This is a genomic window from Paenibacillus sp. TCA20 (assembly GCF_000732325.1).
In the GTDB taxonomy this organism is placed as follows: Bacteria; Bacillota; Bacilli; order Paenibacillales; family Paenibacillaceae; genus Paenibacillus; species Paenibacillus urinalis.
Genome location: NZ_BBIW01000011.1, coordinates 90,329 through 103,770 on the forward strand (window position 1 = coordinate 90,329; position 13,442 = coordinate 103,770).

Consider the following 13,442-nt stretch of genomic DNA (forward strand, 5'->3'; position numbering starts at 1 on the left):
AAACCCCCTGCAGCTTATGCGTCAGCTGCCCAATAGGCCGGCGTCCGATAAGCCAGGAGGCTGCAGCTCTTAATAAGCTGTCAATCCATTATTCGCTGGGACCGGGAAGAAATTCGGTCGTGAAGACATTTCCTATATCCTCTTTGGATTTCAGTAATCCAAGACTGTACATATCCTCCTGAAGCTTCGTCCAACGTTCTTCTGTCATGCTGAGCAGCCCGTTTGATTCCGTCTCGTCTGTAAAAATCAGCTCAAATTCCTGCTCCGCTCCATACTTCATCCCTTCCAGCGTGAGATCGGGATTTCTTTCCTTCAGAAACTCGTTCATCTCTTCGTAATGGTCCTTGTAATAATTCCAGCCTTTGATGGAGGCGGCAAGGAACGATTTTACAACCTCAGGATTCTTCTCAAGGAACTCTTCTGTAGTAAACAGCACATTGGAATAAGGCTGAAATCCTGCATCATACGTCAGTAAATGACGGGTCTCAATCCCTTGCTGCTCGAGTGTATAGGGCTCTGATGTGACATAGGACTGTGTGACCGCATCCTTATCCTCAATGAAGTTAACGAATTGCCCTGTATAGGTCTGATCCTTCACTTCTGTCAGATCATATTTCTTCTTGATAAAATCCCAATAGCCAGACCCTGGTGCAATATATACGTTCCGTCCGTCTAAATCCTCAAAATCCTGAATATCCGCATCTGCATGGAACAGCATCGCCTGCGGGCTCTTTTGGAAGATAGCTGCAATCGCTACAACCGGAATCCCGTTGTCTCTGGCGGTGAGCACTTCATCCGCTTGCCCCATACCGAACTGGGCTTTGCCGGAAGCAACGATCTGCATAGAGGATACCTGAGGTCCACCAGGCTCGATGGTCATATCGATACCGGCTTCCTCGTAGTAGCCTTGCGCTAGAGCGGTATACTGCCCTCCATGCTCAGGCTGTGCAAACCAATTCGTCACCTGGGTGATTTTTACCGGCTCCTTGTCGCCTTCTTCACTCGCGCTGGCGCTTCCTTCGGTTGTACTGCTGCCAGAGCCTGAGCTGCTGCATGCTGAAAATATAAGGGCGAGTGCCATCGTTACTGTGAGACCTGACATTTTCTTCTTCCATGAATTGTTCATTCTCTTGAATCCCCCTTATATTTTGATTTCAGGAATCTTATCTTAGTTCTCGGATTTCATTTCAGACTCATGCCAGGAGCTGAGTGCCCATTTGGAGAAGGCACTTACGAGCAGATAGAAGGTAATCCCAAGAATCGAGGCGCACAGTCCACAGGCGAACAAATAAGGGGTCTGGAGTCTCGAAGAAGCGACTGTAATGGCATAACCAAGACCGCCTTCGCCGCCGCCAATGCCTGCGATATATTCACCGACAATAGCTCCTACGACAGACAGGGTACAGGATATTTTCAGTCCTGCAATAATATACGGCATTGCGGCAGGCAGACGCAGTCTCCACATGATCTGCCAGCGTGAAGCATTGTAGAGCTTAAACAGGTTCTGCATGTTGCCATCGGTAGAATTAAGACCAATTAAGGTGTTGGATATCATCGGGAAGAAGCCAATCAGGAAGGCAATGATGACAATCGAATTTACGCCGGCACCAAACCAGATGACGATAATCGGGGCGATCGCGACAACCGGAATCGTTTGCAGCACGATTGCATAAGGATAGACTGCTTTCTCGATGATTTTGGAACTGGCAAGCAGTATGGCGCCGGATACCCCAATCACGATACTGAGCAAGAATCCAAACACCGATTCATACACCGTCGTCATGACCGATGTCATCAGGTTGCTCCAATTCTCTACGGCCGATAATACGATGTCCGATGGCTTAGGAAGCAAATAGGGAGCGTATCCGAGCAATCTCGTTACGATCTCCCATAGACCGACAACAACGATGAAGGCGATGGCGGGAGGAAGAAATTTTTGCATGAAATTGTTGCTCTTCGCTGCTTTCGGGGTTTGGACAGCTGAGGCAGAAGGCGCATTACTGTCCTCTTTCTGACCCTTTTTTTCATATGCAAGCTTCGGCTGATTCATTGCCATTGTCTAAGCACGTCCTTTCTATCAAGAGAGCCTATTCTAATCGATCTTGCCAGGGTTAAGCAGTCTTAACGGATCATTCTCCTGTTTCTTCTGTTTCATAAGCGGCAATATCCCTCGTCCGCCGGAGTCCAGTGAATACGTATGCGGGTTGGCCACATAAATTCCGTTAGCGTTAAAGAAATCAATGATTTCGTTCAAGCGCTCCTCGGTCGTATAACGCACGACGGGTAGTGAAGACGGAGTGACTGCGCCACGGCTTCTCATCCATTCAAAATGAAGCAATACTTCATCTCCAAATGTTTCTTTAACTAGCCTTACTTGTTCTCTGAAATGCGCTAAGGAGAATCCGGCCTGCAAATAGGTAATATTGTTCTCGCATTTAAGCGCCCATAATGTGGTGTGATTCCAGCCAAAGTCAGACAAGCCAATGCCTGATCTGTACTTCTCAGCCGGAATGTAATGGCCGACTGTTCCGCCATGCAGCTCCGCAAGACGTGCAAGGGCAGGCTGGCTTCCCTCCTCTGTCTCTAACAGAACCGCCGCTTTCTCGGGGACGACTACCTTTTTTAATGGTCTGAAATAGGAAGGTATGGGCCACTCGTGGGGAGAGATCAGTCTCTTGCGAATGGAATCATCATGAGACAGGTCATGGGAGAATTCCATAGCCTGCATAAAATCATCAAAGAATACGATAGACTGCTCCCATTCGGTCTTGGGTGCAAGTGGAATAACAAGCTCGGTCAGAATTCCGGTTGTGCCATAGTTATGAATATAGGCCGGAAGATCTTCGCCGGACACGACCAGTCTTCTCGGCTCCTCTTCCAGGGTATAGACGACGACCTCCGATACATTGCCGTCCCACAGGTCCCCCCAGGTGATGGAGCCGATCCCTCCTGAACCACCGCATACATAACCTCCGACGGTCGCCTTCATGAACGTGCTCGGATAAATTCGCAGTTCAAGCTCTCGTTCCCGGGCTGCCCGTTCCAGAGCTCCAAGTCTGACTCCACATTGCACGCGAACTGAATTCTCTCCCCATTCAAGGATTTGATCCAGCTTGCTTAGATCGAGTACAATACCGCCTTCGAGCGGGATCGCCTGACCGTAGTTTCCAGTGCCTGCCCCTCTAACCGTAACAGGAACTTTATGGTGATACGCAATCTTGAGCAATGTCTCGACCTCAGCATCCGACTCGGGTCGAACAATGCTGTCCGCAATCTTATCCTTCAGCCGTTTTTCAAGGACAGGAGAATACCAGTAGTAATCTTTCGAGAGCTTCTCCCTCGAATCAAGATCAAGCAGCACCTTATCTATTCCAAGCCCGTCAATACACACCTTCTCGATCTCAACAGCCATCATCTTCATCCTCCTTGAACACGGATTTTTTTGACTTATGCTAGTGATGCAGCACCTCTGACACTTGACCGACCAGCTTGCTGAACTCCGGCGCGGTGCGGAACGTTTCATCTCTCGGGAACGGTACAGGTACCGGGATCGTACTCGCGATTTTACCGGGTCTTGCTGTCATGACAACGATAGAGGTCGAGTGGTATACCGCTTCAAAAACGTTATGTGTAACGAATAATACCGTCATTTTCTTATCCTTCTGCCATATGCCAAGCAGCTCATCCTGAAGCGTCTGTCTGGTCATTTCATCGAGCGCTCCAAAAGGCTCATCCATGAGAAGCAGCTTCGGATCGGATGCCAGTGCTCTCGCGATCGATACCCGCATCTTCATCCCGCCTGAGAGCTGGCGCGGAAGGGCGTTCGCATAATCCTGCAGCCCAACCATCTCAAGCACATGCATTGCCTTCTCCACTCTTTCCTTCTTCGGGATCTTGCGCAGCTCCATCGGCAGCGTTACGTTGTCAATCACTTTGCACCAGGGAAGCAGTGTTGCATCCTGAAATACGAAGGAAATGTCACTCTGTTTTCTCGCTTCGGCAGGCTCCATACCCATCAGCCGCATTCTGCCGGCTGTCGGGTCTCCAAGTCCGGCGATCATACGGAATATCGTAGATTTACCGCAGCCGGATGGACCTACAAAGCTGACAAACTCGCCTTCCGGTATGCTGAGATTGACGTCCTGCAGCGCGATAGTGCCGGTCTGATAGATCTTGCTGATGCCTTCCATCTCCACTAGCGGTGTCGTTCCTGGGTTAAGATTTGCCTTATTTCCCTGTGCTGTAATCAAGCTGCTCATCGTTTCATCTCTCCCTTTAAACGGATTCCATTTTTACTTTCTTGTCGAACTGGAACTCAAGCATCAGTCTAAACAGCTCCGCTGCATTCCTGCCTGCGGATGACAGCAGTGTGCTGCCCTTCTCGGCAGCAGCCAGCTGTGCATTTCCACAAACACCGGATTCCGATAAATCCTTCATCACCCATGCAAACCGTTTGTTGCTGAATTGAAGCTTCATTTCTGGAGTAACAGGCGGGTATTCATTTGGAAGCAAATCGCGATGCACCCAATCGTTATGGAGGTGCATGATCATCGATGTTTCCGAATCACCTGCGTGAATTCCGTATATGCGCTCCTCAGGTGTGAGGAGCTCCTTGTCATTATCGAGTCCGCCTCCATCAAGCCTGAATACCATCATCCCTGTCTTCTCTCTAATATCTCTGGCAGCCAGGTTAAGCAGATCTGCATTTCCACCGTGTGTATTAAATAATACGAGTCTGTCAAAGCCGGATCTGGCAAGGCTGTCCGCGATGTCCATCAGCACAGCAAGCAGAGTTGTCGCTGATAAAGTCACCGTTCCGCTCCACCCTGCATGCTCATTACTTTTTCCATAAGGGAGATGCGGCAATAGCCATATATTATCCTCTGGAGTCAGATGCCTGAATGCCTCCGTTAACATCCCTTCTCCAATCAGCGTGTCGGTATAAACAGGAAGATGCGGCCCGTGCTGTTCCATTGCACCGATGGGCAGGATCAGCATAGCTCCCGTCTTGGCAAGTTCACCGATCTCCGGCCCGGACAGTCTGGGGAGGAACAACTCGTTGTAAGCCATTCCTTGATAACGTGCGGTCATTCATATCCACCCCTCAGTTATGTATTGTTGTTAGAAACAATGTAATGGGAGGAGGAGATGATGTAAACAAAATTTACGTCGTTTTGGTTTTTTATATAAAATGACAACTTTATTTTGTGCTTCGAGCACTTGATGATGTTACTTCAATGTTAGGTTAAAGAGAAGATATACGAAAAATCAAAAGGAAAACACTAAATATTGTTCGTTATTAAGGAGGGATTAGCAATAAAAGAGGTTTGAATTTGTTATGTAAAGTATGAATGTAATATATCTTCCATTTTCATGCTTTGTAAATAAAAAAAGAGAAGGATGACTGTTTCATGTCAGATATCCTTCTCTTTTTTTACATTATTAACCTTTAAAGTTATGTTGGAGCTGTCTCACACGGCCTGCAATATCCTCTGCATAGCTGATCGCAGAAATGACGGCTATTCCATCTGCTCCTGAAGCAAACACATCCTTGGCATTGTCGGCTGTAATTCCTCCGATGCCAACGATGGGAAGTGTAACATTCGCGTTCCGCATAACCTTAATGATCTCTGGACCTTGCACGGCCTGTGCATCATCCTTTGATTTTGTTGGATAAATCGGGCCTACTCCGATATAATCGGCCCCTTGCGCATAAGCCCTCGCCGCTTGTTGAATAGTATGAGCCGATATGCCGAGGATTCGATCTCCAATTCTTTGTCTCACCAAGCCCGCTTCCTCATCCTCCTGACCGACATGGACACCGTCCGCATCCACTTCCAGTGCCAAGTCAACATCATCGTTCACAATAAAAGGTACTTTATGCTCTCTGCACAGCTTCTGCAAACTCCGGGCGAGTTCGATCCGCTCAGCGCCTTCAAGGCAGCCGGGACCTTTCTCTCTGAACTGAAATAATGTCACCCCGCCGGTGAGTGCAGCCTCCAGTGTATCCTCCGGTGCTTGAACACAATTTCTACTACCCATTACAAAATAGACCCGAAGCAGCTCCTTCATACGGACACTCGAAATCCGGCTCATACGCTCACTCCTTTTTGCCTGCGATAAGCCCAGTGATTCGTCGGACCCTGTCCTCCTCCGATGCCCAGTGCATCGGTAAGTGCAGCTTGGACAAAATCTCTGGCCGTCCTCGCCGCTGACAGGACGTCCTTTCCTTTTGCCAATTCTGCGGTAAGCGCCGCGGAGAAGGTACAGCCTGTTCCATGGGAATGAACCGTGTCTACTCTTGGCCCTGCAAGCTCCGTAAAGCCTGTCCCATCGTATAACAGGTCCGTAACCGTATCGCTGCCTGCATCATGACCTCCTTTTACAATGACGTAGGCAGGACCATAATCATGTATTCGTTTAGCCGCCTCCTTGCGGTCTGCCAGCGAATGAATTGTGCACCCTGTCATCACCTCCGCCTCGGGAATGTTCGGTGTAACGACAAGTGCAAGCGGAAGAAGCTGCTGAACTAGCGCCGTCACTGCTTCCGACTGAAGCAAGGACGCACCGCCTTTTGCAATCATTACTGGATCAATAACCAGCTTATCTATCTGATAGCGCGCAGCCTGCCTTGCAACCTCTGCAATAATTTCGCTGCTGAATAACATCCCTGTCTTCACGGCATTTGGTCTCAGATCCGCAAAGACGGACTCGATCTGCTGGGCTACAAATGGAACCGGCAAAGAATGCACGCCTTGTACGCCAAGGGTATTTTGGGCAGTAATTGAGGTGAGTGCCGACATACCGTAGACATTCAGCTCCTGAAAGGTTTTGATATCGGCTTGAATTCCAGCACCGCCTCCGCTGTCTGAGCCTGCAATGGTAAGCGCCTTAGGTATATTCATCGACTATGCCTCCTCCTGAATAAACAGCTCGTTCATGTCGGTAAGTTCAACATACTTCTCAAATACAGACGGCTCAAGCTTGGACAGCTCATCCAAGAATGCAATCTGGAAGCTGCCGGCCCCCTTCTGCTCGGTCTTCTGCCCCGCGAGGCTTGCCGCCGCTCCATAAAACCCAAGACCTGCGGTCCCCGCTTCCAATACCGAGTCATGAACGGCAAGAAAAGCACCGATGACAGAGGTTAAGAGACAGCCAGCCCCTGTTACACGTGTAAGTAAAGGATGGCCGGATTTAATAATAAATCCTGTATCTCCATTCGTAATGACGTCTTCCGGACCAGATACGACGACGGTTGTTCCGAGTGTTCGGGCTGCACGCACCGCCATTTGTGCTCGATCTATGACCTCAGATTGACCCGCGTCTACACCTTTTACGGTCATCCCTTCCCCAATTAAATGGCTGATTTCTCCTGCATTGCCTCTAATGAGCGCGATCTCTACTTCCCGAAGAAGCCGAAGTGCCGCATCTGTCCGATAAGGTGTAGCTCCCGCTCCGACCGGATCCAAGAGAACAGGTACACCGTATACATTTGCCGCCTTGCCTGCTGTAATCATCGTATGGACTAGGTCCGTGGTAAGTGTTCCGATATTGAGCACCAGCGCACGGGCATGCTGAACCATATCAGCCACTTCCTCCTCCGCATAGGCCATGACAGGGGAAGCGCCTAGAGCTAGCAAGCCGTTCGCCGTGAAATTCGTAACGACCGTATTCGTTATGTTATGGATCAAAGGTTGTTCTTCGTGGATACGAGTAATAAGAGATGATAGTTCAAGTTCAATATTAGACATTGGGATCAGACCTTTCTTTTTGGAAGGTACACAGGAGCCGATCTTGGAACTGAGAGGGGTGTCGCAAAACTAAAAAAACGCATGCGAAAGCATGCGTCATCATCATGTTCGCTCCCTACGCTGGCATTATCCATGGCAGGTTCAACCGGTCAACAACAGATTAGTTGTACTCTCAGCTTGCTTCCGCAGGCTCCCGTATCTATATAATTATTTAAAATTTCTCTTACCTCTTCATTGTATAGTACATCTTCCCAACATTCAATTTGTTGACTTTCGCTGCCCTGTAGCATATGATACGAAGTAACTCATCCAAAAAGGAGAGATTTTTGATGTCGGTGATCGTTCTTAACTAATCAAATTTCATACAGAGGCTCGTCTATGGTTTCATCGCCTGAAATTGCGATGTTTATTTTTTAATGCACATTTACATGTGTAGACTTTAGATGCCTCATGAAATCAGTTAAGAACAGCGGATAATCAAGCTCTCTATGAACATGAGTGATGTACCAATTGACTTGTGAACTCATCCGCGCTGTTTTTGCAGCGCGGTTTTTTTGTACCCGTTTAACCATCGATTTACAGAGATCTATGCTTTGTAGTGGACAATTTATTGATGGCCGGGACGATTCACAGGTTATATTGTATGGCTTGGCAGCATCCTTTGCCGATCCATAAATTAACTCATGCATACAGACGTAAGAACGAACCCTACTGTTCGCTTCTTGCGTCTTTTTTTGTTTTATCCGCATCAACGTCATTCATAATTACAAAAAAAACGGAGTAATAACCCATGAATCATCAAAGCATGCAAAGACTCGAATACAGTACTGTCAAAGAACAACTGCGATCTTACGCGGTATCCTACCTTGGAGAACGGCAGATCGATTCACTGACTCCCATGACCCGTCTAACCCAGATTCGTCAGGCACTCGCTGAAACAGAGGAAGCACTAGGACTGATCCGGCACGGAGCAAGCGTCCCACTTCCTTCATTGTCAGGAATCGAAAATATTATGAATCTGCTGGGCACCGGCTATCTGTTTACGGAACAGGATTTCATGCATCTCCTGCAATTTCTGCGGAGCTGCACCCAGCTTATGAAGTACATGCAGTCCAAACGGGAGATCGCCCCCAATATAAGCGCTTATGCTGGCTCCATGTACACCCTGGATTCCCTACGTGAGGAGGTGGAACGCTGTATTTACTTAGGACGGATTACCGATCATGCCAGCAAAGAACTGCTCAAGACGAGAAAACAGGCTCAGGTCATCGAGGAACGGCTGAAAAAGAAGCTGGATACCCTTCTGTCCAAGCACCGTTCTATTCTGCAGGACCAGCTCATAACAAAACGCGGGGACCGCTACTGCCTGCCTGTCCAGAAGGAATTCCGCAAGCAGATCAGAGGAACGGTTCACGGCGAATCCGCCAGTGGCCAAACCGTATTTATCGAGCCAGACGAGATCGCCAGTCTTCAGATGGAGCTCAGCCTGCATCGTGCAGCGGAACAGCGAGAGGAGATGAAGATACTCAGTGAATTGACGCGTTTGGCAGACCAAGCTGAATATGAGCTGCGTGTGAATACGGATACCGTAGGTATATATGACTTTTTGTTCGCCAAGGCACGCTATGCCCTCTCCTATCAGGGACGGTCCGTTCACCTCGTTGATCATGGGGTCATTCGATTAAGGTCCGCACGGCATCCGCTCGTGAACAATATGGTTCCGCTCGATTTCCACATTGGTGATGCATTCAAGTCCTTGATTATTACAGGTCCCAATACCGGCGGCAAAACCTTATGTCTTAAGACTATTGGGCTGCTAACACTCATGGCCCAGTCCGGACTTCTCGTTCCTGTCGGAGAAGACAGTCAGCTGAGCGTATTTGAACAAGTCGCCGTCGATATCGGGGATGGTCAGAGCATTGAGCATCAGCTGAGTACGTTCTCTGCCCACATCAAGAACATTATCGAGATTCTGAAGATGGCGGACCCTTCCACACTTATTCTTATTGATGAGATGGCGTCAGGTACGGATCCTGGAGAAGGAACCGGATTGTCTATCGCTCTGCTCGAAGAGATGCATAGAAGGCAGGCGACGGTCGTAGCAACGACACATTTTTCGGAGATCAAAAATTTCGCAGCGTCGGCTGACGGATTTGAGAATGCCCGCATGGAATTTGATACAGAATCTTTTAAGCCGTTATATCGCCTGACAATCGGGGAAGCAGGAAACAGCTATGCATATGCCATTGCTCTGAAGCTCGGAATTCCGCCATATATTATTGAGCGCTCCAAACAGATCTCTGCCACATCGTTGACGGTGGCTGATTTGTCAGGACAACGGGGCGTCGGCAGTAACACAGAGAAGAGTAGCATCGTGCATCACCATACAAATTCTCAAGAACCAATACCTGACCATCCAATTCGGGAAGATAACGATCGCCGAGAGTCGAGAGCTGCCCCTGCCAAAAAAACTCAACCAAGCGAAGTGGAAACACAGCCGGCCCGGCCGCTGCAGATTGGGGACAGGGTACACATCCCTTATATGCAGGAAGGAGGAATTATTGTCGAAGCAGAGGATCCAAAAGGCAAGCTTACCGTACTTGTTCGAGGAAAAAAACTGAAAATTGCCAAGCAGCGAGTGAAGCTGCACATTGCAGGCGAAGAGCTGTATCCGGACGACTATGATTTTGACGTTGTATCCCAGACCAAGGAGAATCGAAAAAAACGAAAGCAAATGTCCAAGAAGCATGTTCCGGGACTCACCATAGAAATGCCAAGAGATGAGTCTTAAGTGTGCCATTGAATACGTGATATGATGCAAATGAATGTACAAAGATGGACGGGGAATGTCTCTTCCTCGTCCATCTTTAATATTTCCATAAAAAAATACTTTACTTCACAGTTAAGCACATATTATTATGGTCAAGCTGCTTTGTTCGGGTATTGCATATATTTACATATTACTGGGGGAAGAATATTCTGGAATTTCTAGCATTCATGCTTTTTTCATCACTTGAGACATTTGCACTATTTATCTTTATTATTACGTTATTTAAGATTAATCCTGCCCGTTATACTAAGCGCGCCCTTCTTGTCCTTATGCTTGTTAATTTACAGAGCTATTTTCTACAGAACGAGCTGAATGTCGCTAATTTGGTACCAGCTATTACCATTATTATCCTAGCCTTATTCTTTACTATTGTGGTTAAGATTCCTTTGCTGCCTTCGGCCTTTCGAACCATACTAGCTACCGTCCTGTACGGTGCGATTCAAACTCTCTTAATCATCATCATTTACGGGGATTTAGATGTACTGGAACAGAGCATACGCAGCCTTTTTCTGTTACAAACCTTCAGCAGTGCTGTGCTGATGATCATATCCTGGCTTATGTACAAATACAACTTCGGATTCAGCTATCCATATGATAAACTTAAGCTTAAATTTGAATATGCTATTGTTACTGCTCTAATGCTCATATTCTTGATTCTGATCTCTTTCATCCTCTATATGAATCAGATCTGGCTTAACATTTTGTTTTTTGCCTTAAACCTGGCTTGCTTCTTGTTCTTTGAAATTCAAGAGCGCAATTCAAGCAAGTCGAACTCAACATAGAATCCGACATTTTACATGCATGATCAACAATGACTCTATCCTAAAGCAGGTGAAATATGCCTTCATCCTCTATTGAAATTAATCCGCTCCTCTGCCCTTTATGCCATAAGCCTAATGGGTGTGCCTATGCAGCCGGGAAGCCTCACACGGAATGCTGGTGTATGAGCCTGTCTATACCCAAGGAACTACTGGCACGCATTCCAGACGAGCAGAGACGCAAGGCATGTGTGTGTGAAGCCTGTGTGAATGCATTTAATGCCAGGGGAGCAGAAAAAGTCTAATGCCCTTGGCCTATATGTGATTGCATCCAATAGATTAGATTTCGTTACAACCTTTGCAGCAGTGAACGTTATATTGAATATATACTTAAACTTTCTGGGAGGTTATCATGATAAAGACGCAAGTAATGAGAACCCACTCACCATCTAAAGTCAAAAGTACTTATGTTACTGCCTCATCCATCCTTCTTGCCTCTGCGTTTATTCTGTGGCCCAATGTACCTTCTGCTATATCTCCCTCTGCATGCATTTCGACAGAGTCCGATCAATACAGCTCGCTTCAAATTACATTTCCGCTTGATAAATATGCTATGGTGATGAGCAGTGTTCCTGGATTCCCCATCGAAATAACAGAAGAAAACACCACATTTCCGCTAACCGTTACAGCTTCCTCAGGAAAACTTCTGGTTATGGAAGGTTTGACGGGCAATCAGGTGAGGTCATCGGGTACATCCCTTGAGGTGAAACAGCCCAGCACCATTTATTGGTCCCCTCTTGCATCTCCACCCGTAAGCGAAGCGACCATCACGGTAACGAGCCAAGCTCTTTACTCGAATTCAGCTGCGGGGTCTGCTTCTGTTCACATCGTACAAGATCACGATGGCTTCTACAAAATTAATTAACCCCATGAGATTCGTTCCACGAGAAACATTTTTTTCCACAACAGACACTACAGCGATGATGCGTTATGACTATTGATTATATGCAATATCATATAAAAAGAGCTGACCTCCCCTTCAGACAGGAAGATCAGCTCAAACAATTTAAATCATTACGTCATATATTAAATAATATATCTTGTTACTCTTCAGTATGTGCACGATAAGCATCGGCATCCAGCAGTTTAGCAAGAGCTGCCTTGTAATCTCCACTCAGCTTCACTTCAATCATCCAGCCATCGCCATAGGGTGAAGCATTCACAAGCTCCGGTTCGTCTTGAAGCTTCTCGTTCACACTAACGATCGTACCGCTTACCGGTGCAAACAAATCAGATACCGTCTTAACTGATTCAATCGTACCAATACTATCATCACTATTAATGTCCGTTCCTACTTCAGGCAGCTCCACAAACACAATATCACCCAGCTGATGCTGAGCAAATTCAGTAATTCCGATACGAACCGTATCTCCTTCTAACGTTTGAACCCATTCATGCTCTTCACTATACAACAAACCGTTAATTACTTCGCTCATGATCTCGTCAGCCTCGCTTTTTCAAAAGTTAGAATTGTGTTTCTTCTCTGGTTCCTGCCCTTTTTCCACCCATAGCGTAAAACAATCCTCATCACAATGTCAAGAATGCTAACAAAAAATATGTTTTATGGATATACTCCTTGACTTTTCGGATTTAATCACGTATTAATGTAGTATAAGCGTTAGATTGAGCGGAAGAGTTCGCTATTTCCGAACATTCTAGCTCATTAAGCGGTTGAACGTAAAGGGAGAGATTACCGCAGGATTCTTGTTCTGAGCTTCTGAGCAGAGACATTATCCGCATGGTAACGCCGAAGGAGTAAGCCCATTGATAAGCAAAGGGTGAATCTCTCAGGCAAAAGGACTTTTACCGGACGCGACTCTGGAGAGCATCCATAACCGTTCGCCTGCTACTAGAAGCGAACGTTGTTAATAAAAGGATCACCCAAGGGGAAACTCGTGAGCAGCATACGGGGTAACTCTCAGGTACCAAGGACAGAGCCTAAGAAGAACACATGCTTTATTTGCGTGTATTTTTCTTTGGCCTGTCCTTTTCTTTTTCCATTTTCCAATAGCCCTTTTTCCCTTTTCCTAAATTTTTTATTCT

General features: G+C 47.0%; 13 protein-coding genes and 2 riboswitches. Of the genes, 4 read left to right on the top strand and 9 right to left on the bottom strand.

Features of this window, described 5'->3' with window-relative positions; translation table 11 throughout:
* Positions 1-88 precede the first annotated feature (88 nt).
* The 8 genes from TCA2_RS19325 to thiM form a co-directional block, all read right to left on the bottom strand.
* Entirely contained in the window at positions 89-1,126 is a 1,038-nt protein-coding gene (locus TCA2_RS19325; RefSeq protein ID WP_047913257.1) for an ABC transporter substrate-binding protein, read from the bottom strand.
* Between the two features lie 42 nt (positions 1,127-1,168).
* Positions 1,169-1,942, bottom strand: coding sequence for an ABC transporter permease (locus tag TCA2_RS19330; protein ID WP_370510370.1), 774 nt, complete (start codon positions 1,940-1,942; stop codon positions 1,169-1,171).
* Between the two features lie 150 nt (positions 1,943-2,092).
* Positions 2,093-3,415 (bottom strand): FAD-binding oxidoreductase, encoded by a 1,323-nt coding sequence (locus TCA2_RS19335; protein ID WP_370510369.1) that lies wholly within the window; start codon positions 3,413-3,415, stop codon positions 2,093-2,095.
* 37 nt (positions 3,416-3,452) lie between these two features.
* On the bottom strand, positions 3,453-4,259 hold the full coding sequence (locus tag TCA2_RS19340; RefSeq protein ID WP_047913259.1) for an ABC transporter ATP-binding protein: 807 nt from the start codon (positions 4,257-4,259) through the stop codon (positions 3,453-3,455).
* 16 nt (positions 4,260-4,275) lie between these two features.
* Positions 4,276-5,091 carry a creatininase family protein gene (locus tag TCA2_RS19345; protein WP_047913260.1) on the bottom strand — a complete coding sequence of 272 codons (816 nt, stop codon included), beginning with the start codon at positions 5,089-5,091 and terminating at the stop codon, positions 4,276-4,278.
* A 351-nt stretch (positions 5,092-5,442) separates the two neighbouring features.
* Positions 5,443-6,096 (bottom strand): thiamine phosphate synthase, encoded by a 654-nt coding sequence (gene thiE, locus TCA2_RS19350; RefSeq protein WP_047913261.1) that lies wholly within the window; start codon positions 6,094-6,096, stop codon positions 5,443-5,445.
* Positions 6,093-6,905 (bottom strand): bifunctional hydroxymethylpyrimidine kinase/phosphomethylpyrimidine kinase, encoded by an 813-nt coding sequence (gene thiD, locus TCA2_RS19355; RefSeq protein ID WP_047913262.1) that lies wholly within the window; start codon positions 6,903-6,905, stop codon positions 6,093-6,095. The genes thiE and thiD overlap by 4 nt, the downstream gene beginning before the upstream one ends.
* 3 nt (positions 6,906-6,908) lie before the next feature.
* Positions 6,909-7,751, bottom strand: a complete 843-nt coding sequence (gene thiM, locus TCA2_RS19360) for a hydroxyethylthiazole kinase (protein ID WP_047913263.1) — start codon at positions 7,749-7,751, stop codon at positions 6,909-6,911.
* 96 nt (positions 7,752-7,847) lie between these two features.
* Positions 7,848-7,958: riboswitch (TPP riboswitch) on the bottom strand.
* 583 nt (positions 7,959-8,541) lie between these two features.
* On the opposite strand from thiM, the gene TCA2_RS19365 reads away from it, so the two are divergent.
* From TCA2_RS19365 to TCA2_RS19375, 4 genes are all read left to right on the top strand, one after another.
* The gene (locus TCA2_RS19365) at positions 8,542-10,542 is read left to right on the top strand and encodes a DNA mismatch repair protein MutS (protein WP_047913264.1); all 2,001 of its coding nucleotides are present in this window, start codon (positions 8,542-8,544) and stop codon (positions 10,540-10,542) included.
* A 206-nt stretch (positions 10,543-10,748) separates the two neighbouring features.
* Complete coding sequence (locus tag TCA2_RS19370; protein WP_047913265.1) at positions 10,749-11,363, top strand: hypothetical protein; 615 nt, start codon at positions 10,749-10,751, stop codon at positions 11,361-11,363.
* A gap of 56 nt (positions 11,364-11,419) precedes the next feature.
* Positions 11,420-11,644, top strand: coding sequence for a cysteine-rich CWC family protein (locus TCA2_RS26750; RefSeq protein WP_081872678.1), 225 nt, complete (start codon positions 11,420-11,422; stop codon positions 11,642-11,644).
* A gap of 107 nt (positions 11,645-11,751) precedes the next feature.
* A complete protein-coding gene (locus tag TCA2_RS19375; protein ID WP_047913266.1) occupies positions 11,752-12,264 on the top strand; it encodes a hypothetical protein in 513 nt (170 codons plus the stop codon).
* Positions 12,265-12,442: 178 nt separating this feature from the next.
* Here the strand turns inward: TCA2_RS19375 and gcvH are convergent, their stop codons facing one another.
* A complete protein-coding gene (gcvH, locus tag TCA2_RS19380) occupies positions 12,443-12,835 on the bottom strand; it encodes a glycine cleavage system protein GcvH (RefSeq protein WP_047913267.1) in 393 nt (130 codons plus the stop codon).
* Between the two features lie 235 nt (positions 12,836-13,070).
* Positions 13,071-13,212: riboswitch (glycine riboswitch) on the top strand.
* Positions 13,213-13,442 lie beyond the last annotated feature (230 nt).

What these genes read in the sequence shown, in the direction of transcription:
- TCA2_RS19325 (WP_047913257.1), bottom strand. Translation starts at nt 1,126, where the DNA reads ATGAACAATTCATGGAAGAAGAAAATGTCAGGTCTCACAGTAACGATG.
- TCA2_RS19330 (WP_370510370.1), bottom strand. Translation starts at nt 1,942, where the DNA reads ATGCAAAAATTTCTTCCTCCCGCCATCGCCTTCATCGTTGTTGTCGGT.
- TCA2_RS19335 (WP_370510369.1), bottom strand. Translation starts at nt 3,415, where the DNA reads ATGATGGCTGTTGAGATCGAGAAGGTGTGTATTGACGGGCTTGGAATA.
- TCA2_RS19340 (WP_047913259.1), bottom strand. Translation starts at nt 4,259, where the DNA reads ATGAGCAGCTTGATTACAGCACAGGGAAATAAGGCAAATCTTAACCCA.
- TCA2_RS19345 (WP_047913260.1), bottom strand. Translation starts at nt 5,091, where the DNA reads ATGACCGCACGTTATCAAGGAATGGCTTACAACGAGTTGTTCCTCCCC.
- thiE (WP_047913261.1), bottom strand. Translation starts at nt 6,096, where the DNA reads ATGAGCCGGATTTCGAGTGTCCGTATGAAGGAGCTGCTTCGGGTCTAT.
- thiD (WP_047913262.1), bottom strand. Translation starts at nt 6,905, where the DNA reads ATGAATATACCTAAGGCGCTTACCATTGCAGGCTCAGACAGCGGAGGC.
- thiM (WP_047913263.1), bottom strand. Translation starts at nt 7,751, where the DNA reads ATGTCTAATATTGAACTTGAACTATCATCTCTTATTACTCGTATCCAC.
- TCA2_RS19365 (WP_047913264.1), top strand. Translation starts at nt 8,542, where the DNA reads ATGAATCATCAAAGCATGCAAAGACTCGAATACAGTACTGTCAAAGAA.
- TCA2_RS19370 (WP_047913265.1), top strand. Translation starts at nt 10,749, where the DNA reads ATGCTTTTTTCATCACTTGAGACATTTGCACTATTTATCTTTATTATT.
- TCA2_RS26750 (WP_081872678.1), top strand. Translation starts at nt 11,420, where the DNA reads ATGCCTTCATCCTCTATTGAAATTAATCCGCTCCTCTGCCCTTTATGC.
- TCA2_RS19375 (WP_047913266.1), top strand. Translation starts at nt 11,752, where the DNA reads ATGATAAAGACGCAAGTAATGAGAACCCACTCACCATCTAAAGTCAAA.
- gcvH (WP_047913267.1), bottom strand. Translation starts at nt 12,835, where the DNA reads ATGAGCGAAGTAATTAACGGTTTGTTGTATAGTGAAGAGCATGAATGG.